Source organism: Streptomyces maremycinicus (genome assembly GCF_001184025.1).
In the GTDB taxonomy this organism is placed as follows: domain Bacteria; phylum Actinomycetota; class Actinomycetes; order Streptomycetales; family Streptomycetaceae; genus Streptomyces; species Streptomyces maremycinicus.
This window is the reverse complement of the sequence record NZ_BBYG01000010.1, coordinates 250,922-275,919: the sequence shown is the minus strand read 5'-3', so window position 1 is coordinate 275,919 and position 24,998 is coordinate 250,922. Positions and strand designations below refer to the sequence as shown.

26 protein-coding genes, 1 tRNA gene and 1 riboswitch are annotated in these 24,998 nt (G+C 72.5%); of the genes, 7 read left to right on the top strand and 20 right to left on the bottom strand.

The genetic code is table 11. From position 1 onward, the window contains the following. Positions 1 to 71: 71 nt before the first annotated feature. The 10 genes from AOQ37_RS42120 to AOQ37_RS08795 all read right to left on the bottom strand — a co-directional run bounded on the left by AOQ37_RS42120 (position 72) and on the right by AOQ37_RS08795 (position 8,199). Positions 72 to 203, bottom strand: coding sequence for a putative leader peptide (locus AOQ37_RS42120; protein WP_374701487.1), 132 nt, complete (start codon positions 201 to 203; stop codon positions 72 to 74). Between the two features lie 11 nt (positions 204 to 214). Next, a complete protein-coding gene (locus AOQ37_RS08830) occupies positions 215 to 964 on the bottom strand; it encodes a GNAT family N-acetyltransferase (protein ID WP_234436845.1) in 750 nt (249 codons plus the stop codon). Between the two features lie 121 nt (positions 965 to 1,085). Next, on the bottom strand, positions 1,086 to 2,111 hold the full coding sequence (locus AOQ37_RS08825) for an ABC transporter substrate-binding protein (protein ID WP_062642968.1): 1,026 nt from the start codon (positions 2,109 to 2,111) through the stop codon (positions 1,086 to 1,088). Between the two features lie 107 nt (positions 2,112 to 2,218). Continuing rightward, positions 2,219 to 3,031 carry an amino acid ABC transporter ATP-binding protein gene (locus AOQ37_RS08820; protein WP_062642966.1) on the bottom strand — a complete coding sequence of 271 codons (813 nt, stop codon included), beginning with the start codon at positions 3,029 to 3,031 and terminating at the stop codon, positions 2,219 to 2,221. Then, the gene (locus tag AOQ37_RS08815) at positions 3,028 to 4,008 is read right to left on the bottom strand and encodes an amino acid ABC transporter permease (RefSeq protein ID WP_062642965.1); all 981 of its coding nucleotides are present in this window, start codon (positions 4,006 to 4,008) and stop codon (positions 3,028 to 3,030) included. The genes AOQ37_RS08820 and AOQ37_RS08815 overlap by 4 nt, the downstream gene beginning before the upstream one ends. A gap of 209 nt (positions 4,009 to 4,217) precedes the next feature. After that, complete coding sequence (locus AOQ37_RS40380; RefSeq protein WP_159401324.1) at positions 4,218 to 4,367, bottom strand: hypothetical protein; 150 nt, start codon at positions 4,365 to 4,367, stop codon at positions 4,218 to 4,220. Between the two features lie 34 nt (positions 4,368 to 4,401). Further along, positions 4,402 to 4,521: riboswitch (SAM riboswitch) on the bottom strand. 67 nt (positions 4,522 to 4,588) lie between these two features. After that, the gene (locus AOQ37_RS08810; RefSeq protein WP_062642963.1) at positions 4,589 to 5,485 is read right to left on the bottom strand and encodes a glutathione S-transferase C-terminal domain-containing protein; all 897 of its coding nucleotides are present in this window, start codon (positions 5,483 to 5,485) and stop codon (positions 4,589 to 4,591) included. A gap of 412 nt (positions 5,486 to 5,897) precedes the next feature. Continuing rightward, positions 5,898 to 6,398, bottom strand: coding sequence for a DoxX family protein (locus AOQ37_RS08805; RefSeq protein WP_062643567.1), 501 nt, complete (start codon positions 6,396 to 6,398; stop codon positions 5,898 to 5,900). 135 nt (positions 6,399 to 6,533) lie between these two features. Continuing rightward, a complete protein-coding gene (locus AOQ37_RS08800; protein ID WP_062642961.1) occupies positions 6,534 to 7,463 on the bottom strand; it encodes a carbohydrate kinase family protein in 930 nt (309 codons plus the stop codon). Positions 7,464 to 7,512: 49 nt separating this feature from the next. Further along, complete coding sequence (locus tag AOQ37_RS08795; protein ID WP_062642960.1) at positions 7,513 to 8,199, bottom strand: class II aldolase/adducin family protein; 687 nt, start codon at positions 8,197 to 8,199, stop codon at positions 7,513 to 7,515. 58 nt (positions 8,200 to 8,257) lie between these two features. Between AOQ37_RS08795 and AOQ37_RS08790 the strand changes: the two genes are divergently transcribed. Continuing rightward, positions 8,258 to 8,914, top strand: a complete 657-nt coding sequence (locus AOQ37_RS08790; protein ID WP_062642957.1) for a TetR family transcriptional regulator — start codon at positions 8,258 to 8,260, stop codon at positions 8,912 to 8,914. Between the two features lie 188 nt (positions 8,915 to 9,102). Continuing rightward, the gene (locus AOQ37_RS08785) at positions 9,103 to 9,462 is read left to right on the top strand and encodes a hypothetical protein (protein WP_062642955.1); all 360 of its coding nucleotides are present in this window, start codon (positions 9,103 to 9,105) and stop codon (positions 9,460 to 9,462) included. Between the two features lie 87 nt (positions 9,463 to 9,549). Here AOQ37_RS08785 and AOQ37_RS08780 read toward each other — a convergent pair whose 3' ends face one another. Next, positions 9,550 to 11,145: a GMC oxidoreductase gene (locus tag AOQ37_RS08780; protein WP_062642953.1), complete on the bottom strand. Its 1,596-nt coding sequence runs from the start codon at positions 11,143 to 11,145 to the stop codon at positions 9,550 to 9,552. 177 nt (positions 11,146 to 11,322) lie between these two features. Further along, positions 11,323 to 12,255 (bottom strand): cyclase family protein, encoded by a 933-nt coding sequence (locus AOQ37_RS08775; RefSeq protein ID WP_199824963.1) that lies wholly within the window; start codon positions 12,253 to 12,255, stop codon positions 11,323 to 11,325. Positions 12,256 to 12,455: 200 nt separating this feature from the next. On the opposite strand from AOQ37_RS08775, the gene AOQ37_RS08770 reads away from it, so the two are divergent. Continuing rightward, positions 12,456 to 12,890, top strand: a complete 435-nt coding sequence (locus tag AOQ37_RS08770) for a DUF6325 family protein (protein WP_062642952.1) — start codon at positions 12,456 to 12,458, stop codon at positions 12,888 to 12,890. Between the two features lie 13 nt (positions 12,891 to 12,903). After that, positions 12,904 to 14,652, top strand: a complete 1,749-nt coding sequence (locus AOQ37_RS08765; RefSeq protein ID WP_062642950.1) for a cation:proton antiporter — start codon at positions 12,904 to 12,906, stop codon at positions 14,650 to 14,652. A gap of 193 nt (positions 14,653 to 14,845) precedes the next feature. Here the strand turns inward: AOQ37_RS08765 and AOQ37_RS08760 are convergent, their stop codons facing one another. From AOQ37_RS08760 to AOQ37_RS08740, 5 genes are all read right to left on the bottom strand, one after another. Continuing rightward, positions 14,846 to 15,424 (bottom strand): gluconokinase, encoded by a 579-nt coding sequence (locus tag AOQ37_RS08760; protein WP_062642948.1) that lies wholly within the window; start codon positions 15,422 to 15,424, stop codon positions 14,846 to 14,848. Beyond that, positions 15,421 to 16,470 (bottom strand): cytochrome d ubiquinol oxidase subunit II, encoded by a 1,050-nt coding sequence (locus AOQ37_RS08755; RefSeq protein ID WP_062642945.1) that lies wholly within the window; start codon positions 16,468 to 16,470, stop codon positions 15,421 to 15,423. Before AOQ37_RS08755 ends, AOQ37_RS08760 begins: the two co-directional genes overlap by 4 nt. After that, the gene (locus AOQ37_RS08750; protein ID WP_234436857.1) at positions 16,467 to 17,873 is read right to left on the bottom strand and encodes a cytochrome ubiquinol oxidase subunit I; all 1,407 of its coding nucleotides are present in this window, start codon (positions 17,871 to 17,873) and stop codon (positions 16,467 to 16,469) included. The genes AOQ37_RS08755 and AOQ37_RS08750 overlap by 4 nt, the downstream gene beginning before the upstream one ends. Positions 17,874 to 18,001: 128 nt before the next feature. Next, the gene (locus tag AOQ37_RS08745; protein ID WP_062642942.1) at positions 18,002 to 18,847 is read right to left on the bottom strand and encodes an SDR family oxidoreductase; all 846 of its coding nucleotides are present in this window, start codon (positions 18,845 to 18,847) and stop codon (positions 18,002 to 18,004) included. Between the two features lie 306 nt (positions 18,848 to 19,153). Then, positions 19,154 to 19,585, bottom strand: coding sequence for a DUF7144 family membrane protein (locus AOQ37_RS08740; protein ID WP_062642940.1), 432 nt, complete (start codon positions 19,583 to 19,585; stop codon positions 19,154 to 19,156). 242 nt (positions 19,586 to 19,827) lie between these two features. On the opposite strand from AOQ37_RS08740, the gene AOQ37_RS08735 reads away from it, so the two are divergent. After that, entirely contained in the window at positions 19,828 to 20,106 is a 279-nt protein-coding gene (locus AOQ37_RS08735; protein WP_062642938.1) for an SHOCT domain-containing protein, read from the top strand. Positions 20,107 to 20,183: 77 nt separating this feature from the next. Here the strand turns inward: AOQ37_RS08735 and AOQ37_RS08730 are convergent. Then, positions 20,184 to 20,257, bottom strand: a tRNA-Pro gene (locus tag AOQ37_RS08730). 44 nt (positions 20,258 to 20,301) lie between these two features. Beyond that, positions 20,302 to 21,732 (bottom strand): MFS transporter, encoded by a 1,431-nt coding sequence (locus tag AOQ37_RS08725; RefSeq protein ID WP_062642936.1) that lies wholly within the window; start codon positions 21,730 to 21,732, stop codon positions 20,302 to 20,304. A 123-nt stretch (positions 21,733 to 21,855) separates the two neighbouring features. On the opposite strand from AOQ37_RS08725, the gene AOQ37_RS08720 reads away from it, so the two are divergent. Further along, positions 21,856 to 22,434 (top strand): TetR/AcrR family transcriptional regulator, encoded by a 579-nt coding sequence (locus AOQ37_RS08720; protein ID WP_062642934.1) that lies wholly within the window; start codon positions 21,856 to 21,858, stop codon positions 22,432 to 22,434. Positions 22,435 to 22,443: 9 nt separating this feature from the next. Here the strand turns inward: AOQ37_RS08720 and AOQ37_RS08715 are convergent, their stop codons facing one another. Continuing rightward, entirely contained in the window at positions 22,444 to 23,643 is a 1,200-nt protein-coding gene (locus AOQ37_RS08715; protein WP_062642932.1) for a serine hydrolase domain-containing protein, read from the bottom strand. A gap of 429 nt (positions 23,644 to 24,072) precedes the next feature. On the opposite strand from AOQ37_RS08715, the gene AOQ37_RS08710 reads away from it, so the two are divergent. Further along, positions 24,073 to 24,831, top strand: a complete 759-nt coding sequence (locus tag AOQ37_RS08710) for an SDR family NAD(P)-dependent oxidoreductase (protein WP_062642929.1) — start codon at positions 24,073 to 24,075, stop codon at positions 24,829 to 24,831. Positions 24,832 to 24,998 lie beyond the last annotated feature (167 nt).

Here is a 24,998-nt window from a genome sequence, read left to right as displayed (position 1 = left end):
TGCGCGGGCACACGGCGGGGTGCGGGCGCGGCGCGACGGGGGTCCCCCCCCGGCCGACGGCTGGGGGAGGGTCAGGAGCAACAGAGCGCGCCGGCCACGCGCTGAAGGTCGATGTGGGGCCGGGAGTGGAGGTGCACGGCGTGGCGTACGTGGATCACGTCCGTACCTCCCTCTTTCCGGGCGCCGGACGGCGCCTCACACATCTCGTCATGACTCAGAACGCCCCGGCCTCGACGGATGTTCCCGGTGTGCGCACCGAGACGATGGTCGAGCGGCGGCGCAGGGTGAAGCCGAGGGACTCGTACAGGCGGATCGCGGGGGCGTTGTGCGCGGCGGCGTGCAGGAACGGGGTGTCGCCGCGCTCGCGGATGCCGGCGCCCACCGCTCGGATCAGCCGGGTGGCAAGGCCCTGGCCGCGCTGGTCGGGGTCGGTGCAGACGGCGCTGATCTCGGTCCAGCCGGGCGGTCGCAGCCGTTCGCCCGCCATCGCGACCAGGCGGCCCCGGCGGCGGATGCCGAGGTAGGTGCCGAGGGCGATGGTCCGCCGGAGGAAGGGACCGGGGCGGGTGCGGGCGACCAGGTCGAGGATCTCCGGCACGTCGTCGGGGCCGAGGCGTACGGCCTCGGGGTCGGGTGCGGTGCGGAACGCCTCGGTGGCGGCGAGCTGGACGCCCTCTCCCCCGCCGACGAGCTCCCAGCCGTCGGGAACCTGTCGAACGGGCTTGACCCGTACGGTCGTTCCGGGGCCGACGAGGGTGAGCAGGTCGGCCCAGGCCGCGGGGTCCCCGGGGTCGGCGAGGGCGGCGAAGTCGTAGATGTCGGCCGGGTAGCGGGCGGCGCGTCCGACGCGGTCGGCGAGGTGGGCGTGCGGACCGTCGAGCGCGGCCCAGACGGCGTTGTCGAGGGGGTGCGGGTGGGTGACGGTCGGTACTCCGCCTCCGCGGAGGTCGATCGGGGTGGTCACGGAGGCGGAGTCCCTTCCTGTCGGGCCTGTCATGCCGGTCGCGCCGGTCGTGCCTTTCATGCCGGTCGCGCCGGTCGCGCCGGATTCAATCCGCGCGGGTCACACCGGTGGTGACGATGGATCAGGAGTTGTCCAGGGGAAGTCCGGGCGGGTTGATCTCGGACTTGGCGACGGCCTCGTTGGAGAGGTTGTAGGCCGCCAGCCACTTGGCGTACACCCCGGTCTCGATGAGGTGGTTGATCGCGTCCGCGACCGGCTCGGCGAGGCCGCTGTCCTTCTTGGCGGTGGCGGCGATCAGCCCCTGGAGCGTCTCACCGGCACCGGAGAAGGTGCCCGCGTTGCGGGTGGCGTTGGCGGTGCCCGCGGTCTGGGAGACGTTGTAGGCGATGCCGGGGTTGGGGCCGAAGTACGCGTCGATCTTGCCACCGGCGAGCGCCAGGTAGATGCCGTTGCGGTCCGGGTAGTACTTGACGGTGAGCTTCTTGCCCTCGGACTCCAGCTTCTTCTTCCACTCCAGGAGGATCTTCTCCTGGTTGGTGCCCGATCCGACGCTGACGGTCAGTCCGGCGAGGTTCTCGTAGTTGCCGTCGAAGTTCCACTTGCTGGACTTCTTGACCTCCCAGCCGAGGTTGTCCTGGCGGTAGGAGGCGAACTCGTACTTCTTCTTGCGCTCCTCGGTGTCGGTGATGTTCGAGAAGCCGATGTCGACCTTGCCGCTGTCGATGCCGACGAAGAGGTTCTCCCAGGTGAAGTTCTTCGTCTCCGGCTTCAGGCCGAGGACCGCGGCCACCAGGCGGCCGAGGTCGGGCTCGGCACCCGTGAGGGTCTTCTGGTCGTCGCCGACGTACGCCAGCGGGGCGAAGCCGGAGGGCAGGGCGCCGATCCCGATGTTCAGCGTGCCGCTCTTGCGGATCGCGGCGGGCAGTTCGGCGCTGATGGACTTGACCTCGGAGACCTTCAGGGCGGTCTCCTCGGCGGCGCCGTTGGACACCCGGCCGATCGTCACGCTGCCGGCGGCGGCGCTGTCGGTCGTGGTGGCGGCCTCGCTGTCACCACCGCAGGCGGCGAGCCCGGTGGCGAGAGTGGCGACCGCGGTCGCCGCGGTGATGCCGCGGATCAGGCTGCGTCGGGTGAAGTGGGCAGGCATGGCCGTTCCTTCGGGATTCAGGGGGTGGTGAGGGTGTGGCGTGGGGGGGTGTGGCGTGGGGGGGTGGCGTGGGGGGGGTGGGGGGAAGTCGTGTGGGCGCTTCGGTGTCAGAGCACCTTGCTGAGGAAGTCCCGCGTGCGCTCGTGCCGCGGTGAGTCCAGGACCTCGCCGGGCGGGCCCTGTTCGACGATCTTCCCGCCGTCGATGAAGACGACCCGGTCGGCGACCTCACGGGCGAAGCCGACCTCGTGGGTGACGATGACGAGCGTGGTGCCGCTGGTCGCCAGGTCCTTGATGACGGCGAGCACCTCGCCGACGAGCTCGGGGTCGAGGGCCGAGGTGGGTTCGTCGAAGAGGATGACGCCGGGACGCAGCGCGAGGGCGCGGGCGATGGCGACGCGCTGCTGCTGGCCGCCGGACAGCTGCCGGGGGTAGGCGCCGGCCTTGTCGGCGAGGCCCACCCGGTCCAGGAGTTCGCGGGCCAGTTCCAGCGCGGCGGGCTTGGCGAGTCTGCCGGTGGCGACGGGCGCGGCGGCGACGTTGTCCAGCACGGTCAGGTGCGGGAAGAGGTTGAAGTTCTGGAAGACGAAGCCGATCCGGCCGCGCTGGGTCAGGATGGCCCGTTCGCTCAGCTCGCGCAGCCGGTCGCCGTGCCGGCGGACGCCGATCGGCTCGCCGTTGACGCTGACGTAGCCGATCTCGGGCTTCTCCAGGTGGTTGATGACCCGCAGCAGGGTGGACTTGCCGGAGCCGGACGGGCCGAGGATCACGGTGACCTCGCCGGGCCGCACGGTGAGGCTCACCCCGTCCAGGACCCGGTGCGCGCCGTACCACTTGTGCACGTCGTGCACCTCGACGGCGGCGGGCACGATCGCGGCGGTGTCGGCGGTGCCGGCGCTCTGTACGGACTCGGTGGTCATACGGCGGCCTCCCGGCGGATGCGGGCCCGCAGGTCGGTGAGACCGGTCCGCAGTTTCTGGAGCGGCGTCGGCGGCAGGGAACGCGTGGCGCCCCGGGCGTAGTACCGCTCGACGTAGAACTGGACGACCGAGACGAGGCTGGTCAGGATCAGGTACCAGACGGTGACGACCAGCAGCAGCGGCACGATGTCGCCGGGGTAGGTGGCCCCCATGGTCTGCGCGGTGCCGAACAGGTCGAGCAGCGACACGTAGAACACCAGCGAGGTGGACTTCACCAGGCCGATCAGCTGGTTGACGTAGTTCGGCGTGATCGACCGCAGGGCCTGCGGGAAGACGATCTTCCAGAACTGGTAGCGCTTGGGCAGGCCGAGCGCGGCGGCCGCCTCGTGCTGGCCCTGGTCGACGGAGAGGATGCCGCCGCGGACCACTTCGGCGGCGTAGGCCGCCTCGTTGAGGCTGAGGCCGATGACGGCGATCACCATGTCGGTGGCCAGCCGGGACTCGTCGAAGCGGAAGAACGCCGGACCGAACGGGACGCCCACGCTCAGGGTCTGGTACAGGGCGCTGAAGTTGTAGAGGAAGAGCAGCACCACGATCAGCGGGATGGAGCGCAGTGCCCATACGTAGGTCCAGCTCACCGCGCGCAGCACCGGGCTCTTCGAGAGCCGGGCGACGGCGAGCAGGATGCCGCCGAGCAGGCCCAACACCGCGCTCCAGGCGGCGACTTCGAGGGTGATCAGCAGTCCGTCGAGGATCACCGGCCGCAGGAACCAGTAGCCGAAGCGGTCCCACTGGTAGAAGGGGTTGGAGATCAGCCCGTGGGTGAACTGCGCCACCAGGACCAGGACCACGGCGGTGGCGATCCAGCGGCCGGGCCTGCGCAGCGGCTGGACGCGCTGAGCGGTGAGCTTCTCGGGCGGGACGTCTAGGGCGGGTGCGTCCGCGACGAGGGTCACGGCACCTGGGGGTTCACTCATGAGGGGCTCCGGCGGGAGTCGGACACCCCGGGTCACGGCGGACGGCGTGCGTGGCCTGACGTGCTCCGGCGGGGCGGCGGGAACCGCTGCGCGGACAGGACATGGCACACGGATGCGTACGGGAGACCGGGGTGGGGCGGACAACGGCACACCGCTCGGGCGGTGTTCGTCAGGAACGCGGAGGCGGTACTGCGGGGTGAGGGGTTCGTTCAGCCCCGACAGCGGGCGCGGCCCGGTGCGGTACACAGTGCGCTGTTCACACGCAGGAGGTCGACGGCGCGGTTGGCGACGAGGATGTCGAGGTACGGCCGTACGCAGCCCGCGGGGCGGCGGGTCGCCGTCCGAAGAGCTGCGTACATGTCCGTCACCGTCTCTGTTCCGGCCCCCGCGGGGCCCTCGCGCTTACCGATACGTCATTGCCGAAACGTCGGTCCGGTCGTCACCTGGGGCACCCCACCGCGGAGCGAGGGTTGCCGGTCAGCCAGCCAGGGCTTGTCGCTGACGCTCATGACCGTTCTGGGCCGTAAGTTAGGCAGTCGTCCGAACGAATGTCAACGGTGGTCCGATGGGTGGACCGGGGTCAGGGCCGGTTGACCTGCGGTCGGACGGTCGCACAGTCCGCCGTGTGGGTCTCCCAGTCCAGGATCTGGACAGCGGCGCCCGCGGCCTCCAGGCCCTGGCAACGGGCGTGGTGGCGACGGGCGATGGCGTCCAGGTCGAGGTGGGCGCCGAAGGCCGGACGGGCGGCGAGGCGACGGGCGTAGGCCCACAGCGCGGGATGCTCGGCGATGCGGTGCACGGCCGCCGCGTCGAGGTGATGGCGGTGCACGGTGTCGAGTTGGACCAGTGCGACCCACAACTCGACGTCCGCCGCCGTGATCTGATCGCTGATCAGGTACTCGTGGGCACCGAGCCCCCGCTCCAGCACCCCGAGCGTGCCGAGCAGCGTCTCGAGGGCTGCGGTGCGCTCCGCCGGCTCGGCGTCGGCCGCTCCGGCACGCTGGGCGGCCTCCTCGATGCCCTGGGCGCACATCCGCTCGACGGCCTCGATCTGCGACTCCGCGCCGCACGGGTAGAGGGCGGGCCGGCCGCCGCCGAAGTGCCGGGCGAGGTCGCGGGCGATGTCGGGGCCGTGGCTGCTGACGATGCGGCCCGACCAGTCGTCGCTGAGCACCGGCGCCAGGGCGGGGCCGGTGTACCGGTGCGCGCTGGCGTCGTACAGCGGACGCAGCGCGGAGTGGCCGCCGTCGGGGCAGTCCGGGACCGGGGGCAGGAACGTGACGGGGCAGGCCCTGTCCAGGCCGAGCAGGCTGTGGGTGACGGCGATGCGCAGACAGTCGGGGTCGGCCGCGTCCAGGTGCAGGCGGTAGCGGCGCGGCACCGCGTAGTGGCCGCTGCGCGCGTCGCGGCCGATGCGGCCCCGGAAGGCGGGGGCGGGGCGGGTGGACAGGTGGGCGGCCAGTGGTGTGACGGACATGACTCTCCCCGGGGGCGGGACGCACACGGGACGTGCGCGCGGCGGATGCGACGTCGAAGAGGGCGGTGCGGACCTCGTCCGCGCGTGCCGGGTGCGGCCGCGTCCGTGGGACACCGCCGGTGCGGTTCGGCGCGGGTCGGGGGCCCGGCTCAGTCCTGGGACCTGATGGCGCTGCACACGCGCTTCAGGTCGATGTGACGGCGGGAGGTGAGAAGAGGTGACGACCACACCGTGCGGCTCGCTCGGCCGGTGGCCGGCTCCCGTCGCCCCATCGTTTCCCTACCCGTTCACTAGGATTCCCGGATCGAGTGTCGATCCGCCCCGGGCCCCCGTCAAGAGGGCGTCCACCAGGTGAGTACCGACGTGACCCCGGAGCGTGCCGGGACGGGTGTGCGGTGCGGGGACGAGCGCCTCAGCTCTCCCTCCCGGGGCGCCAGAACACGGCCAGCAGACCGGCCGTCGCGACGACGCCCACCCCGAGCACCACACCGGCGCCCGTCCAGCCGGTCACCGCGATGTCCGCGGCCTCGTCCACCGCGTACTCCCCCGGCCCCCAGGCCCCCAGCGCCACCACGAGGACGCCCAGGACGAGAACGTACTCGTAGCCCTCCTTGAACACGAAGAAGCCGTTGCGGCGATGGGCGAGCAGGCCCGCCACCAGCATCACCGACAGCACCGCCGCGCAGGCCAGCGAGGTGAGGAAGCCCGCCAGCAGCAGTACACCGGCGCCGAGTTCGGTGAGGACACTGAGCCATGCCTGGAGTCTCGGGCGGGTGAGTCCGAGCCCGCCGAACCAGTCGGCGGTGCCGGAGATGCCGCCCCCGCCGCGCCAGTGGTTCCAGCCGTGCGCCAGCATCACCGCGCCGAGCACGCCCCGCACGAGCAGCAGCGCGGTGTCCGAAGCCTCACTCATCGCCCAGTCCCCTTCGCCGTCGGCGGCGCCCGTACCCGCGGGCGCGCGCGTGTGCCCGTGGCGTATCACCCGTGGGGTGAACATGGAAGCGAGGTCCGCCGGCCTCTCGGGCCGGTCGGCCGGGGAGACCTCCGCTCAGGTGCGGGACCTGGCCGTCGCGGCGAAGGCGTCGGCGGCCGCGAGGTCGAAGTCGCCGTGGTCGCTGCCGAGGCCCTGCGCCACGAGGGCCGCGGCGGCGCTGCCGAGGACGGCGGCGTCACCCGGCGTACGGCCCAGGCTCACGCCCCGCAGATAGCCGGCCGAGAACGCGTCGCCGCAGCCGGTGGTGTCGACGACGTCGACCACGAAGGCGGGCACCGGTTCCGCGCCGTCCGCGGTCACCACGAGCGCGCCGTCGCCGCCGCGCGTGACCGCGACGACCCCGGCGCCGGCGCCGAGAAGCTTGCGGGCACCCGTCAGCAGGTCGCTCTCGCCGGTGAAGCCGAGGACCTGGTCCTCGTTGGGCAGCAGATGGTCGATGTACGGCAGGGCCGCCTCGATCTGCTCGAAGCCGCCGAGCACACCGGGGGCGAGCAGGTCCACGGAGGTGACGACGCCGTGTTCCCTGGCGAACGACAGGATGCGGGTGGCGGTCTCCACGCCGATCAGCTCCGGGCCGCCCAGGTGCAGATGTTCGGCCTCGGCGAGGGCGTCCCAGGGGACGTCGTCGAGGCCGTAGGTGATGTTGGCGCCCAGCAGGTGCAGTGAGGGGCGGTCGCCGTTGGGCCGGATCGGCAGCACGCTCGCCGAGGTGGCGGTGTCCGTGCGGCGGGCGAGGAACTCGGTGTCGATGCCCGCCCGTTCCAGCAGCCGGACGAGCAGATCGCCGGTCGGGTCGGAGCCGATGGCACCGGCACTGCGCACCCGCGCGCCCAGCTTGGCGAGGGTGAGGGCGGTGCCGCCCGCGGTCCCGGCGGCGGTCATCCGGATGTCGTCGACCAGCGTCGCGCCCTGGCCCTCGGGTATCTCCTGGACCGGCCGCACCAGTACGTCCAGGACGTGCACGCCCATGGTGAAGACCTTCATCGGCTTTCCCCCTTCATCGGCTTCCGCGGCTCCATCGGCTTGCGCGATGTCATCGGCTCTGTTCCTGTGCGGGTGTCACGGGGTGGGTGGTGCCGTAGTCGCGGGCGATCGCCGCCTCGATCACGGCGAGTTGCTGCTGTTCGTCGAGAGCGCGGGGCCGGCCCATGGCGGCGGCGCGCTGGTAGACGCCGCAGGCCCATTCGAGGAGCAGGGCGTTCTCGACGGCCTTGTCGAGGGTCGTCCCATGGGTGAGCGCACCGTGGTTCGCCAGCAGGGCGGCGCTGCGCCCGGCGAGCGCGGTCAGCACGGACTCGGCCAGCTCGGGAGTGCCGAAGGTGGCGTAGGGGGCGACCCGTACCGTGCCGCCGAGGGCGAGCAACTGGTAGTGGACGCACGGCAGTTCGTCGAGCACGCAGGACACCGCGGTGGCCATCGGGGCATGGGTGTGGACGACCGCGCCGCTTCCGTAGCGACGGTAGACGCCGAGGTGCAGCTCCAGTTCCGAGGTCGGCCGCAGGCCGCCCGCCACGACCTCACCCGCGAGGTCGACCACGGTCACCTGGTCCGGGGTGAGTTCGGCGAGGACCGCTCCGGTCGCGGTGATCGCGACCCGGTCCTCGACGCGTACGCTCACGTTGCCGGCCGTGCCGATGAGGAGGCCTTCGGCCCCCAGGCGCCGGCACGCGTCCGCGATGGCGGCCCGCTCCTGGCCCAGCGCCGAGCTTGAGGCGGTCATGGGCGCGAAGGTAGCGTAAACATGAAACAAAGTCACGTTCAGGTTTGGAGGCAGTTCCTTGGTCCACGCGACCACGGGTCCCGACGGCGGCACCCCCCTGCGCCGCACGCCGCGGCAGGCGCGCAGCAGGGCACGGCTGGCCCTGCTGCTGGAGGCCGCCGAGCGCATCCTGGTCGGCGAGGGCGTCGAGGCGCTCACCACGACGCGGGTCGCGGCCGAGGCGAAGGTGTCGGTCGGCTCGCTGTACCAGTACCTCCCCGACCGTGACGCGATCATCGACGCCCTCGCCGCGGGCTACTTCGCCCGTCTCGAAGAGGTCATGGACGAGCTGGCCGGCACCGCGGCGCGGGAGCGGTGGGAGGATCCGGTGGGCGTGCTCATCGACACGTTCGCCGGCGTCTACCGCACCGAACACGGCTTCCGTGCCCTGTGGTTCGGCAGCGGGCTGACCGAGCGGACCCGGGCCGCGGACCGTGAGCACAAGCGGCGCATGGCCGACGGGACCCGCCGGGTGCTGCTCGCGCTGGGCGTCGCCCCGGACGACGCGGCACTCGCGAGGGCCTGCCACGCCGCGATCCTCGCCGCCGACGCCCTCGCCCAGGAGGCCTTCCGGCGGGCGCCGGGGGGCGACACCGACCTGCTCGACGAGGCGAAGGCGATGCTGCGCTGCTACCTCACCGAGGTCGTCGCTCGCGCCGGACGACGGGAGCCCTGACGGACGTCCGCGTGCGGGGCGCGGCGGACGTCCCGGGGGGCCCGGGGGCCGGGGAGGGACGCGGCGGGAATGGGTGCGAGGGCGGCGGACGCGGCCCGAAAGTCCGTGGCCGGCGCCGCGGTCCCGCCGATAGCGTCGGTGCCCGCAACCGACCGCGACGGCGGTCCCCGTACCCGGAGAGCGCATCCATGACCAGGCGACACCCCCGAGCCACCACGACCCTGTGGCGCCCCACCGGCCCCGTGGAGCTGGAGCTGGTGCGTGCGCTCGGCAGCCGCGCCTGGCCGCCCCGGCTGCCCGAGCAGCCGATCTTCTACCCGGTCCTCGACGAGGACTACGCCATCAGGATCGCGCGGGACTGGAACGTCAAGCACGACGGCGTCGGCTACGTCACCCGGTTCGAGGTCGATTCCGCGTTCCTGCGCAGGTACCCCGTCCGGCAGGCGGGCGGCCGGACGATCCTCGAACTGTGGGTGCCGGCCGAGGAGCTGGACGAGTTCAACGCCCATGTCGTCGGCGAGATCGTGGTGGTCCACGAGTTCCGGTGACGGCCGGCCGCCGTGCCGCCCACCGCGAGACCCCCGTCGGCGGCAGAACTGGCCGAACTGACCTGACACCGGCCGGACCGGCCGGTGTCAGGTCAGCCGCTCCGCGAGGTGGTCGCCGACGCGCAGCGCGTTGGCGATGGCCGTCAGGGACGGGTTGACCGCCCCGATGCTCGGGAAGAAGCTCGTGTCGACGACGTAGAGATTGTCCAGGTCGTGGGCCTTGCAGTGGACGTCGAGAGCGGAGGCGGCGGGGTCGTCGCCGAAGCGGACCGTGCCCGCCTGGTGCGCCGTGGCGCCGATGGGCATGCCCTTGTGCAGATAGATGCTGTGCGACAGGAGGTGGTGTTCCTCCATGCCCAGCTTCCCGAGCATGCCCTGGAGCCGGTGCCGCAGGCGGTTCAGTCCGGCGACGTTGTTCTTCTCGTCGAGGGCCAGGTGGATGCCGCCGTCCCGGTCCAGGGTGACGCGGTTGCCGGGGGCGGGCAGGTCCTCGCCGCACAGCCAGAAGTCGACCGCGTGATGGGCGAGCACCTCGAACGGCATGTCGGGGGCCACCGCCCCGGCCCAGCGGGGCGCTTCGCCGTGGATCTGCGCGGCGTCCGACTTGCCGAGCATCTGGATGCCGCCGAGGGGGTAGTCCCAGTCGTCGGACCCCAGGTACCAGTCGTGCAGCGCCAGGGTCTTCTGGAACTTCGTGTCGTTCGGTTCCCTGGACACCGCCATCAGGGCCAGGTTGTTGTGCCGCATGTAGTACCGGCCCACCACGTCCGAGCTGTTGGCCAGGCCCCGCGGATGCCGGTCGTTGGCCGAACGCAGGAGCAGGACGGCGGAGTTGACGGCGCCACAGGCGACCACCACGATGTCGGCGCGGAACTCCACGGTCGCGGCCTCCCCGTCGCCCGGCTCCCCCACCCTGGCGACGACCGAGGTGACACTGCGGCCGGTCGCGTCCGTCTCCAGCCGCCGTACGTCCGCGTGGGTGACCATCTCGACGTTGGCGTGTTCGAGCGCCGGGTCGACACAGATGACCTGCGCGTCGGACTTGGCCCCGACCGGACAGGGGAATCCGTCGACGCGGTCGCAGCGGATGCAGGCGCTGGTGTGGGTGGCCCGGCCCCGGTCGTCCTGGGTGAGGTTCACCCCGATCGGCAGGTGGAAGGGATGCAGCCCCTGCTTCTCCAGGTCGTCGCTGAGCCGCTGGATACGCGGCTCGTGCCGGACCGGCGGGTGGGCGTACGGGGCGCTGGTGGGGCCCTCGGTGGGGTCCTCGCCGTGCCGGCCGTGGACGAGATAGAGGTGTTCGGCCCGCGTGTAGTAGGGCTCGAGTTCCTCGTAGCTCAGCGGCCAGGCCGGGGACACGCCGTCGTGGTGGCGGAGTTCGCCGAAGTCCTCGGGACGCAGCCGGAACAGCGCGGCGCCGTAGAACTTGGTGTTGCCTCCGACGTAGTAGTTGACCTCGGGCGGGAACTCCTTCCCGTCCTTGTCGTACCAGAACTCCGGTGCACGGTACTTCCCCTTGACGAAGACCGCGGTGGAGTCCCAGTTGTCCCGTTCACGGGGGAGATAGCCGCCGCGTTCCAGCAGGAGAATCCGTTTGCCGGTGGGTGCCAGCCGATGGGCGAGGGTGCCACCGCCCGCACCGGTCCCGATGATGATGACGTCGTAGTACTGCGCGTCGGTCATGCCGGACACCGTCCTCGGAGCCTGTGCCGGTCCTGCCGGGGGAAGGGCCGCCCGGCCCGATCACCAACGTATCTCCGGGCGATGGCCCCGGCGAGTCGGGCCGGCCGGGTGAACCGGGGCGCCGGGACACGGCGCCGCCCCCTACCTGGGCGCGAGCGGTCGGCCGGTCGGCCGGTGTCACAGGATCGCCAGCGGGTTGACGGGAGAGCCGGTGGCCGCGGGCAACCGGAGCGGGGCGACGACACAGAGGAACGACCAGCGGCCCTCCGCCGCGCAGACCGGCACGAGGTCCTCGAAGCGCAGATAGTCCAGCAGGTGCAGACCCATGCCGTGGATGCCCAGCACATGGACCGGGAACGCGACCTCCCGGACGGCGCTGGGCGCACTGTCGTTGTTGCCGTCACCGCCGAGGACGGCCACCTCCCGCTCGGCCAGGAACTCCATTGCCGTCGGATGGAGCCCGGCACGTGCGCCGGCCACGTCCCAGGGGCCGAGTTCCTCGCGGCGCAGGCGGTGGCCGACCCGTACGAACAGGATGTCGCCGCGGCCGACCCGGACCCCCTGCCGGGCCTCGGCGGCGGCGAGTTCGTCGGCCCCCACCCGCGCGCCGGGTTCGAGCCAGCGCACGCCGTGCAGCCGGGGGATGTCGAGGAGGACGCCGCGTCCGACGATGCCGTCGCGGGCGAGGTCGACGGACAGGGCGGCCGCCCCCTCCGGCGACAGCACCTCACCCGCCGGGACACCGCCGTGCAGGGTGCCGTCGTAGACGACGTGGCACAGGGCGTCGAGGTGGCTGTCCACATCGCCGTGGACGTTCATCGCGAAGCGGTCCCGGGCGAACTCCAGGCCGCTCGGCCGGGGTCGGCCGCCGGCGGGGGCGGTGAGCCGGTGTTCGGCCGGTTCGGCGTCGTCGGGCCCGGTGCGGGTGTTCACGGGGGCGGCGAGCGACACCGTGCGCCCCGACCGCACCTCGCGTACGGCGGCGCGCACGTGGTCCGCGGTGATCGTGTCCAGGGCGCCCCGGCGGGCGGTGCCGCCGGGGGACGTGTCGCGCAGACGCCGGTACAGGCGCCGGAAGTCGGCCTCGCTCAGCTCGCCGGTCGTCCCCATGCCCTCACCCTCCGGCAGGACCCGGGCCCGCGCACGCCGGGTCGCCGGGCCCGCGGACGGACCGGGCGGGAGCGGCGCGGGTGAGCGGCGCACCGAAGTGCGGCCGCCACCGTCCGATGCTGCAATGAGACCCGAGGACAGGGCGATGCCGAATGCCATGACCACCCAGGGGTGAAGCCGTGAGCGAAGATTTCGTCGAAATGGGACCGATCGACTACATCGTCGTGGAGTTTCCCGGCAGCCGCATGACCGGCGAGGGCTTTCCGCTGCTGGTCGACCTGGTGGACCGCGGCGTCGTGCGCATCCTCGATCTGCTGTTCGTCCGCAAGGAGGCGGACGGCTCCGTGGTCGGCCTGGAGATCGCCGACCTCACCGGCGACGGCGTGCTGGACCTGGCCGTCTTCGAGGGTGCCTCCTCCGGCCTGCTGGGCCAGGACGACATCGAGGAGGCCGGCAGCGCGCTGAGCCCCGGCAACTCCGCGGCGATCCTCGTCTACGAGAACCTGTGGGCCGCGCCCTTCGCCACCTCCCTGCGCCGCGGCGGCGCGCAGCTGGTCGCCTCCGGTCGGATCCCGGTACCGGCCGTGCTGGCGGCGCTGGACGAGACGGACGACGTGCGGCCGCCGACGACGTAGCGATGCGGCCGCGGTGACAGAAGACCAGGTGTTCCTGGGCCTCGGCCTGATCGTCGTGCTGGCTGTCGGCTCCCAGGTACTGGCCTACCGGCTGCGCGTCCCCGCACTGATCGTGCTGCTGCCCGTCGGATTCACCGCGGGCGCGCTGACCGACGACATCGACCCCGAGCGGCTCCTCGGCAGCACCTTCTCCCCGCTGGTCTCGCTGGCCGTCGCGGTGATCCTCTACGACGCCGGACTCGGTCTGGACCTGCGGAGTTTCCGGGCCCACACGCGCCGGGTCGTGGTGCGGCTGATCTGGTTCGGCGCGCTGTTCACCGGCGCGTCGGCGGCGTTGGTGGCCATGCCGCTGCTCGGCATGTCACACGGCGCGGCGGTCATGCTCGGGGCGATCCTCGTCGTGTCCGGGCCCACGGTCGTCGGCCCGCTGCTCGCCTTCGTCCGCCCCACGGAGCGACTGCGGCGGATCCTGGTCTGGGAGGGGTCGCTGATCGACCCCGTGGGCGGCATCCTCGGCGCGCTGGTCTTCCACACCGTCACGGCCGGCGGGCCCGACGGTTTCGGCAGCAGGGTCGGTGCCTTCGCCGTCAGCACGGCGGTCGGGGTGGCGGGAGGCCTCGTCGGAGCGGCCGTGCTGACCGTGGCGCTGCGCACACTGCGGCTCGGGGAGGTGCTCGCCACCACGGTGCAGCTCGCCGCGGTGGTCGGGGTGGCCGCCGCCTGCGATGTCGTCCGGGACGACACGGGGCTCATCGCCGCCGTCCTGATGGGGCTGGCGGTGGCGAACCTGCCCGGTGGGGGCGCCGCCGCCCGGCGACCGTTCTTCGAGACGCTGGTGAATCTGGTCATCGGGCTGCTGTTCATCTCCATCTCGGCCACGGTCAGCCCCCAGTCCCTGCGGGGCGTGCTGCTGCCGGCGCTGGGGCTCGCGGCGTTCCTGGTGCTGGTGGCCCGGCCCCTGGTGGCGGCCGTGTCGGCATGGGGAACCGATCTGAAGGCGGGGGAACGCGGTTTTCTCGGCTGGATGGCGCCGCGCGGGATCGTGGCCGCGGCCACCGCCTCGACGTTCTCGGCCACGCTGGTCGAGCAGGGCGTCGGCGGCGCCGCGAAGATCCTGCCGGCCACGTTCGTGGTGATCGTCGCCACCGTCACCCTGTACGGACTGAGCGCGGCACCGGTGGCCCGGCGGCTGGGTGTGGTGCGCTCGGCGCGGTCCCGGCCGTTGCTCGTGGGCGGCGATCCATGGGTGGTCGATCTGGGGCGGGCCCTGCGGTCGGCCGGGCTGGACGTGGTGATGTGGGCGGGGCGCGAGACGGAGCGGGACAGCATCAGGGCGGCCGGGATCGAACTCGCCCCCGGGGAGCTGTTCGCCGCGGCCACCGGCGAGGGCGCCGAACTCGAGGGCCTCACCGGGGTCCTGCTCCTCACCGGCGAGGACGACTTCAACGCCCTGGCGGCCACCCACCTAGAGGGCAGCGTCGAGGGCACGGTCCACCGGCTGCGGCCGCCCGCCGGGAGCCAGGGCGTCATCACGCCCTACGGGGGCGGCGAGGTGCTCTTCGATCCGGACCTGACCGGCCCTGAACTGGCGCGCCGTCACGCCGGGGGCGCACGGGTCGTGACGTACCGCCTCGACGGCGGCGTTCCGGCCGGACACCGGCTGCTGTTCCTGGTGCGGGGAGACGGGCGGCTCCTTCCCGTCACCCGTACCGCCGGTCCGGCGCCGCGGCCGGGAGACATCGCGGTACTCCTGAGCGCCTGACCCGTCGGCGGCCGGTGAACCGCTCGGCCCGTCAGCGGCCGGTGAACGGGTCGGTCCGTCGGCGGCCAGGGGACCGCTCGGCCCGTCAGCGGCCGGTGAACGGGTCGGTCCGTCGGCGACCAATGAACGGGTCGGTCCGTCGGCGACCAATGAACGGGTCGGTCCGTCGGCGGCCAGGGGACCGCTCGGCCCGTCAGCGGCCGGTCGACCGCTCGAAGGCGGCGACGGCGGCCGGGACCCGGGCCAGAGCGGCCGGAAGGTCGGCCGTGGCGTCCAGGGTCAGGCCCGGCTCGTCCGGCGCCAGCGGCTCCAGCGTCGCGAACTGCGAGTCGACCAGCCGGGCGGGCATGAAGTGACCGGTGCGCCGGGACACCCGGTCCCGTGCGGTGTCCCGGTCCAGGGCGAGGAAGAGGCACCAGAGCCTGCCTGCCGCGGCCGGACGGAGTGCGTCGCGGTAGGCCCGTCTGAGGGCCGAGCAGGCGACGACCAGCCCCTCCCCGGCCTCGGCGGAGTGCCGGATGCGGTCGGCGACGGCACGCAGCCAGGGCGCGCGGTCCGCGTCGTCCAGCGCGTGGCCGGCGGTCATCTTGGCGATGTTCGCGGCGCTGTGGAAGTCGTCGCCGTCGACGAACGTCACGCCGAGCCGCTCGGCGACCGCCGTGCCGACGGTGGTCTTCCCGGAACCGGACACGCCGAGGACCAGCACGACCGCCGGCCCCTGCCCGGCCACCGGGACCGGCTCTCCGGGGGCCGTCTCCCCGCCACCGGTCACGTGTTCTCGGGCTCCCGGCCGGCCGCCGTCCGCCGCAGGTCCGCCTCGGCGAGGGGCTGGAGGGCCCCGGCGGTGTCGAGCCGGTAGAGCAGGACGAGGGGCGGCCCGACGAGCACCACGGCGATGGCCGTGACCAGCAGCAGCCAGCGCAGTGTCGTCGTCGCGCCGGCCGCCTCGGAGACGGTCAGCGAGGTGGGGATGAGGTAGGGCCGCTGGGCCAGCCCCCATGCCACGACGACGAGGGCCACGCTGCCGACGGCGGTGATCCTCGCCCAGCCCGTGGCGGTGCGGTACAGCAGCCCGGCGGTGGCCAGCGCGCCGACGACCGCGAGCAGGACGAGGGTGAGACCGATCCCGCCGGTCAGCCGGTCGTGGACGTAGCGCGCGTCGTCGCCGGTCACGGCGAGGCCGACGACCGCCAGGACGGCGAGGGCGCCCAGGCTGCACCAGGCCCGCAGCCGGAAGTACCCGACCAGGTCGGCGGCGTCGAAGCGGCGGGCGTCGGCGGTCAGGAACACCGCCCCGAGGAAGGCGGTCGCGGCGACGGTCAGCAGCCCGGCGATCACGGAGGTGCCGTTGGACCAGGCGTCGGCCGACGCCTTCGTGCCGGGAGCCACCCGGCCCGTGGCCAGCCCGCCGACGGCCGCTCCGAGGAAGAAGGGCGTCAGCAGCGAGGAGACGGCGAAGGCGGCGCCGTAGACCCTGCGTCCGGCGAGGCGCTGGGTGGGCTTGCGCAGGGCGAACCCGGCGCCGCGCAGGACGAGTCCCACGGCCGCCAGCGCCAGCGGCAGCCACATGGCCGTGAAGACCGTCTGGAACAGGACCGGGAAGCCGGTCCACATGATGACCAGGATGAAGATGAGCCAGACGTTGTTGGTCTCCCACACCGGTGCCATGGCGTGGTCGATGAGCCACCTGGGGCGCTTGCCCCGCTCGGTGCCGCCGGCGAGCAGGTCCCAGAACCCGGCGCCGTAGTCCGTGCCGCCGGCACAGGCGTAGGCGGCCACCACGGCCAGCAGCACCCAGGCGACGACGTCCTCGGTCATGCCGGTCCCCCGTCCCCGCCGCCGGTCGGGGACAACGGCCGGGGCCCGTAGGGGGTGTCGCCCTCGACGTCCCCGGCGGCCGCTGCGTCCGCGGTGCCGGCCGCCGTCGGAGCGCTCTCGTCGGCGAGCCGCCACCGTGCGCTCATCCTCCGCAGGACGGTCAGGAACGCGGCGAACACCAGGACGTAGAGGACCACCACGATGCCGAGCATCGTCCACAGGGTCGAGGCCCGGGTGTCCGTCACGGCCTCCGCGACCCGCATGTTCTGGTAGACGATCCAGGGCTGCCGGCCCACCTCGGTGGTGATCCAGCCGCACTCCACGGTCAGCAGACAGGCGCCGCCGGCCACCGCCGCGCACCGGAAGAACCACGGTGACCTCGGCAGGTCACGGCGGCGGAGCCAGCACCAGCCGTACCAGAGGGCGAGCAGGACGAGCAGGCTGCCGATGGTCACCATGATGTCGAACGCCCAGTGCGCGATGGTCGCCTGGGTCGCCGTCGGGCGGTCGCCCGCCGGGACCGAGGACAGGCCCGTCACCTTGGTGTCCGGGCTGAAACCGGCGAGGATCGAGTCCAGTTGGGGGATCCTGATCCCGCCGGAGATCGTCCCGTCGGGATGCAGCCGCCCGAAGACGTACTCCGGCACATGGGTGTCGGTCTTCCAGACGATCTCGGTGGCCGCGAACTTCACCGGCTGCTCGTGGAAGACGGACCGCGCGATCGAGTCACCGAGCACGAACTGCACGGGGGTCAGGATCGCGGCGACGGAGAACGGCACGGTGAAGCCGAGCCGGTGGTAGCGGTCCCGGCGGCCGCGCAGCCAGCCGACCGCGTACACCCCGGCGACGACGTAGCCGGCGGTCAGCACCACTCCGGTCACGAAGTGCCAGTACTCCGGGCCGAACATCGGCGTGAAGATCGCCCTGCGCACGTCGACGTCCACGGGGCTGCCGGAGGCGTCGAGGGTGAAGCCGCGCGGGGTGTTCATCCAGGAGTTGGCGGCCACGATGCCGAAGGCCCCCATCAGGGCGGCCAGCGGCAGCGGCAGTCCGAGCCAGAAGTGCGTCCACGGCCTGAGCCGGCGCCAGCCGTACAGGTAGAGGGCGATGAGGATCGCCTCGAGGAAGAACGCCCAGGCCTCGACGCCGAAGCCGAGGCCGAAGACATCGCCCCACCGGCCCATCATCCCGGGCCACAGCAGGCCCAGTTCGAAGGAGAGGACGGTGCCGGTCACGATGCCGATGGCGAACTGGACGGCCATGACCGCCGACCAGCGCCGTGCGAGCAGCAGCGCGACGGCGTCGCCCTTGCGCAGGCCGCGGTAGTGCATCAGGAGGGTGATGGCGGGCAGGGCCACGCCGAAGGGCACGAGCAGGATGTGGGAGGCCAGGGTGAAGGCCATCAGTTCCCGGGCCGGCAGCAGTTGGGCGGGGGCGTCCGCCAGCAGATGGTCGATCGCGCTGTTCACATCGTCCTCGGTGGCTCGTCCCGGATGGCTCGAGGGGGTGGGGGGCTCAGCCGTGCGGGGTCTCAGCCGCCCGTGGCGAAGCCGGGGAACAGCGTCATGCCGCCGTCGACGTAGAGCGTGGTCCCCACCACGTAGTCGAAGAGGTCGGAGGCCAGCGCGGCCACCACGTTCGCGATGTCGTCCGGGTCGCCGACGCGGTCGTAGGGGATGAGCCGGAGCAGGTCGGCCTCGGCCTCGGGGGTGTCCCAGGCGTCGCGGTTGATGGGCGTGCGGATCGCGCCCGGGGCGACGGCGTTGACCCGGATCCGGTGCGGCGCGAGTTCCTGCGCGAGGGTCTCCATGAGCATCTGCACCCCGCCCTTGGACGACGCGTAGTTCACATGGCCCGCCCAGGGGATGATCTGGTGGACCGAACTCATGCAGATGATCTTCCCGGCGGACCGGGAGACCTCCGGGACGACCCCGCGCCGCAGGAACTCCTTGGTGGCTTCGCGTGCGCACAGGAACTGCCCGGTCAGGTTCACGTCCAGTACCTTGCGCCACTGGTCCATGGTCATGTCGGTGACGGGGGCGTCGCGCTGGAGGCCCGCGTTGGCGACCATCACGTCGATGGTCCCGAACTCCTCGACCATGCGGGAGACCATGTCGGCGACCTGGTCCTCCTGCGACACATCGGCCTCGTGCGCGTAGGCGCGGACGCCGAATCCCTCGATCTCGCGCACCACGTCCTGCGCGGCTTCCCGCCCCGCCACGTAGTTCACGACCACATCGGCGCCCGCCCGCCCCAGGCCGATCGCCGTGGCCTTTCCGATGCCGGAATTCGCGCCCGTCACCAACGCCTTCTGCCCGGTGAGGAGCGGCGGGGCGAGAGGCCGGTGACCGTCACTGCCGCTGGCGCTGGTTTCCACTCGACTCTCCCTGTGCGTACCGGCGCGGACATTCGGCGGATATGCAGAGGAATCCGCCCGACAACGAAAACACGCGGGGACCGGTACGGCACGGCGGCACGTCCCCTGTCAGCCGCCCGGGGTGCCCGTCCACGCCGAACGGCCCAATACCGCCGACCGACCCGCGCGGAAGGCGCGGGCCGGTCGGACGGCGCGGCCGCAAGGCGGGCCGGTCGCATGGGTGGGCCGGTCGCACGGGTGCGCCGGGTCGGGGCGCCGGTCGCGGGGCGGCCGGCGGGAGTGGTGGCCGGACGGGCCGCGAAGGGGCTAGTCGGCGCGGGGTTCCCGGCCCGTTCCGACGCACAGCGCCCAGATGACGAAGGCGTCCACGGCGATGATCACGATGGCCCAGACCGGCTGGTACGGCAGCCACATGAAGTTGGCGATCATCGACAGACCGGCGACGGCGATACCGACGACCCGCGCCCACACCGCGCCACCGAAGAGAGCGGCGCCCGCGAGCGCGACCAGAACGCCGAGGACGAGATGGATCCAGCCCCAGCTCGTCAGGTTGAAGTTGTACGCGTAATTGCGGGTCACGACGAAGACGTCGTCCTCGGCGATGGCGGCGATTCCCTGGAATATCGCCATCAGGCCGCCGAAAATCATCATGACCCCGGCGAAGCCGGTCCAGCCGGTCACCCACGCTCCGCCGCCGCTCGCCCTTCCGTGTCCGTGGTGCACACCGGTAGCGGTCATCTGGGACTCCTCCCACATAGATCTCGCACGGACGTCTCGCAAGGCGTCTCGCACAGACATCTCGCACAGGCATCTCGGCACGGCCGGATGGCCGTTCGATCGCCCGGATTTCAGCTTGCCACGGGAAGCACGAACCGGCAGAACACCGATATTCACGCAGTTCAGCGCGGGGTCCGACCGACATGCGAGAGAAATCCGACGGTGGTCCAATGGACGTATCCGGTGCGAGAAAGGAAACCGCCGTGCCAGGTCTCCTCCGCGGGGTCGCCCGCACAGCCGTAGTGGCCGGTACCGCGACCGCCGTGTCGAACCGCGTGTCGCGCCGCCAGCAGGGGCGCTGGGCCCAGCAGGACTATCAGCAGGCCGCACCGCCGGCGCCGGCCGCCGCTCCCCCGCCCACCCAGCCGGCCGACATGAGCAGCAAGATCGACCAGTTGAAGCAACTCGGTGAGCTGAAGGCCCAGGGCGTCCTCACCGAGACCGAGTTCGAGGAGCAGAAGCGCAGGATCCTCGCGTCCTGAGGCCGACAGCGAACAGCAGGGCCGGAGGCCGTACCCGGACGTCGGGTACGGCCTCCGGCCCTGCCGGTTCCGTGCAGTCGGGACGACAGGATTTGAACCTGCGACCCCTTGACCCCCAGTCAAGTGCGCTACCAAGCTGCGCCACGTCCCGAGGCGTTGCCGCGGCGGTGAGCTGCGGGAACGCGCGGACAGAGCCTACCGTACGGGGGTGGGGGCGGCGGTCGGCGCCTGGTGGGCGGCCGTCTGCGGCAGCCGGCTCGCGCGGCGGACCGGGACCAGCAGAGCGGCGAGGGCGGCGCCGAGGCAGAGCACCGCGAGCAGGGTGAATCCGTGGGTGTAGCCGGACTCGTGGGGCAGGCCCGACGGCTGGAGGCGGCCGGTGACCAGGACACTGGTGACGGCGGCCCCGATGGATCCGCCGATGGTGCGGATGTTGGCGTTCATCCCGGTGGCGGCGCCGGTCTGCCCGGGGGGCACGCTGCCGACGATCAGGTTGGCCATGGAGGCGAAGGCCAGGCCGATACCGAGGCCGAACACGCCTGCCACGAAAGCGACCTGCCACTGCTCGTCGTGCCAGAGGGCGAGGAAGCCCAGGGCGAGGGAACCGAGCGCGGCACCGGCCGTGAGCAGCGCCTTGGCTCCCACGCGGGGCTCGAGACGGCCGCTGAGCACACCGGAGACGAACATCGCGAGCAGCATCGGCAGCATGAGGAGCCCGGAGGCGGTGACGCTCGCGCCGAAGCCGTACCCGGCCGTGGCCGGGGTCTGGACGAACCCGGGCAGGAAGGACCAGATGGCGTACATGCCCGCGCCGAACAGCAGGGCGGCGAGGTTGGTGGTCCAGACGGCCGGGAGCCGCATGATGCGCAGGTCGATCAGCGGGCTGCGGGAGCGGGCCTCGGTGAACAGCCACAGCGCGAACAGCGCCACGGCCAGGGCGAACAGGCCGATCACCCGGGCGGAGCCCCAGCCCCAGCCGGAGGCCTGGCTGAGCGGCAGCAGCAGGGCGACCAGCCAGCCGGACAGCAGCACGGCCCCGAGCCAGCTGACCCTGCCCGCCGCCCGGTGGGGCGACTCGGGCACATAGCGCAGCGCGATCAGCGTGGCGGCCGCGACGATGGCGACGGGGATCCAGAACAGCCAGCGGTAGTCGAGCGCGGAGACGATCGGTCCGGCGGCGACCATGCCGACGCCACCGCCTGCGGCGATCACGGCGGACAGGTTGCTGATGCTGCCGGGCACCCGGGACGGGTCGAACTCGTCCCTGATGATGCCGAAGGAGAGCGGGAACAGGGCGCCGCCGACGCCCTGGACGACCCGGGCGAGGATCAGGACGCCGATGTTCGGCGCGAGCGCGGCGAGCAGACAGCCGGCCAGGACGGCGAGCAGGACCCCGACGAGGGTGCGCTTCTTGCCGATCAGGTCGCCGACCCGGCCGAGGATCGGCGTGAAGACGGACGCGGACAGCAGATACGCGGTCATCACCCAGGTCGCGGTGGACTGCGAGGTGTGCAGCGCGTGCTGCACGGTCGGCAGGGCCGGCGCTATCAGCGACTGGAGCATGGAGAACACGCCGGCACCGGTCGCGAGGACCGCGAAGGTGAGGCGGGTGGACTTGCGGGGCATGACAAGCCTCTCGGAAAGACCCGGAAAGAGGAGAAGACGCCTCGGACTGCTAAAGTGGAGGCACCCCTCCACTGTAGCGGAGGTACCCCTCCGGTTCAACCGAGTCCCGCCCAGGAGGCAGCAGTGCCGGCTCAGCAGTTCCCCATCAGCGAGATCGTCGCGGCCCAGCGCCCCGCCCGTAAGGACGCGGCCCGCAACTACGACGCGCTGCTGACCGCCGCGCGCGAGGCCTTCGCCGAGCACGGCTCCGAGGCGTCGCTGGAGGACATCGCCCGGCGCGCGGGCGTCGGCATCGGCACGCTGTACCGGAACTTCCCGACGCGCCGGTCACTGTTCGAGAGCGTGTACGCGGACGAGGTCAACGCGCTGTGCCGGTCGGCCGTGGAGTTCGCCGGCCTGGACCCGTGGGAGGCGGTCACCGCCTGGCTCGAACGGTTCGCCGGCTACATGGTCACCAAGCGGGCGGTGCGCGAGGCTCTGGAGGGCGAGTCGGAGATCTTCCAGGCCTGCCGTGACTCGCTGTACGCGGCGGGCGGCCCGCTGTTCGAGCGGGCCCAGCGGGCCGGGGCGGCCCGGACCGACATGGAGTTCGGCGATCTGCTGCGCCTGGTCGCCGGGATCACCGCGACGGCCTTCACCGACGACGCCCAGCGCGACCGCGTCCTGGCCATCGCGCTGGACGGGGTGCGCGCCGGGCGGTGACCGGGCGGGTCAGCGGGCCAGCGGGTGCTCCGGGTCGAGCAGCTTCGCGATCCGCTCGGTGATCGTCTGGGAGTTGTTGCCGGCCGGGGCGTCCTCGCCCACGGTGGTGGACACCGCGATGGACAGCCGCTTGTGCGGCTCGTACGCCATCACGGCCGCGTAGCCGAAGAAGGACGGGTTCTGCACCACCCAGCCGTTCACCACGACCACGCCGACACCGAAGTGGAAGTCCTCGGTCATCGGCAGGCAGACCGTGGCGGGACAGGTGGCCGTGGCGTGTCCGAGACCGACCGTGCCCGGGTTCAGCTGGGTGCGGAAGGAGCGCTTGGAGAGCAGTTCACCCGAGCCGATCCCCTGTCCGGAGCGGGCCAGGTCACAGATGTCCTGGGTCAGGACGGCCCCGGGCGCGGTGGTCCAGGAGGGGTTGAAGTAGGTGGACTCCTCGTAGGTGCCGCGCTCCTCGTCGTACGCGTGCAGCACCGGCCGCGGGATGACCGCGGTGTCGTTGCTGCGGGTGTTGCGCAGGTCGAGCGGCTTGATGACACGCTGCCGCAGGAGGTGTTCCAGGGGGGTGCCGGAGATCTTCTCCAAGGCGCGCCCGAGGAGGACGAAGTTGGCGTGCGAGTAGCTCCAGTTGGTGCCCGGCTCGTACCAGAGGGGGTGACTGAGGGAGATCCCGACGACCTCCTCGGGGGTCCAGTGCTGCCAGGGGTCGGCGTAGAGCTTCTTCAGGAAGACCGGGTCGGTGACGTAGTCGTGCAGGCCCGAGGTCGAGTCGCCGAGCATCCGCAGGGTGATCCTGTCGCCGTGCGGCAGGTCGGGCAGCCAGCGGGAGACCGGGTCGTCGAGCTTCGCCTTGCCCTCCTCGACGAGTTGGAGCAGCACGGTGCCCATGAAGGCGATGCCGACCGAGCCGGTCCGGAAGTGCATGGCGGGCGTCGCGGGCACGTCGGTCATGGACTCGCCGACCGCGCCGGTGACGAGTTCGTGCCCGTCGATCGTGACCTTGACCAGGGCGGCCTTGAGATCGAGTTCCTCGCGGGCCTTGCGGACGAGGTCGAGGACCTGGCGCGCCCGGCCCTGCGGGTTCCGGGTGGCGGCGCAGGCCCGGTCGTGGTGACCGGGGTCGGCCGTGGCCGCGGCCGCCGTCTGGACGGTGGAGGCGAGGAGGGCGGCGGCGCACAGCAGCGCCGTACGGGTACGGGTCATATGGGCACTATGGGCTGATCTTCACACCGGCGACGGGGGCAACACTCCGGCCGCCGTCCCTCCGGACCCGAACGGCCCTCGGCACCGCAGGTCTCCGCCGCTCCGCCCGCCCGTGCGCCTTCCGGCTCCCCGGCTCGCTCCCCCGGCCCCCTCCCCGGGCCCCCTCCCCCCGGACCCGTCGCCGACCGTCCCGCCGCCCCGCCACCCTGCCACGGGACCGGACCCGGCCCCGGCGCCGGGGCCACCGCCACCGCCACCGCCACCGCCACCGCCACCGCCACCGCCAGGATCCTGGGCACCGAGACGTCTTCAACTCTTCGGCGGATGCGGCTACATGCTGGAGTACCCGAGGAAGGTGTCGTCGTCATGGCCGGGACGGTGCGGCCGGGCCGGGGCGCCACGGCGCCGGGGCAGGGAGGACGGTGGGACATGGAGGACTTCTCCGGCCGGCGGGGGGTGGCGTTCGTCGCGGGCGGAACGGGCGGCATCGGCGCGGCGGTCGTACGGACACTGGCGGCACGCGGCAGCGCGGTGGTGTTCACCTACCGGGCCCGGCGGGAGGCGGCCGAGGCGCTCGCCGACGGCACGGCGGGACTCGTACCGCTCCGGCTGGACCTGACCGACGAGGCGGCGACGGCCCGGGCCGTGACCGCGACGGCCGAGGCGTACGGAAGCATCCACACGCTCGTGTACGCGGCCGGTCCGCATGTGCCGATGCGGCATCTGAGCCGGGTGACACCGGGCGAGTACCGGGCCCAACTCGAGGCGGACGCGGTGGCGTTCTTCAATCTGGCGCATCCCGCGCTGCCCGTCCTGCGCCGGAGCCGGGGCAGCATCGTGGCGGTCACCACCGTCGCCACCCGGCGCTTCCCGGTGCGCGACGGACTGTCCTCGGGGGCGAAGGGAGCGGTCGAGGCGGTCGCCCGCGCGCTGGCCGCCGAGGAGGGGCGCTACGGGGTCCGCGTCAACTGTGTCGCGCCCGGCATGCTCACGGACGGCATCGCGGGCCGGCTGATCGAGTCGGGCGAACTGGACGAGGGGGCGCTCGCGGTCACCCGGCGGAACATCCCGCTGCGCCGGTTCGGGGAGGCGGCGGACATCGCGGAGGCGGTGTCCTTCCTCGCCTCGGACCGGGCCGGCTTCATCACGGGGCAGGCCCTGGGCGTGGACGGGGGCTACAGCGTGTAGCGGCCCCGGCCTCCCCTGCGGGAGGAGAAGGACCACGCAGTCAAGCCGGTCGACGACCTCCCGAGGACCGGCTCGACTCCGCGGTCGTGCCAGTCTTCGCGGGCGGCCGCCCGGGCGTCAAGACCGTCTCACAGGACGACTCCCGCACCGTCGGAAGCACAAACCTT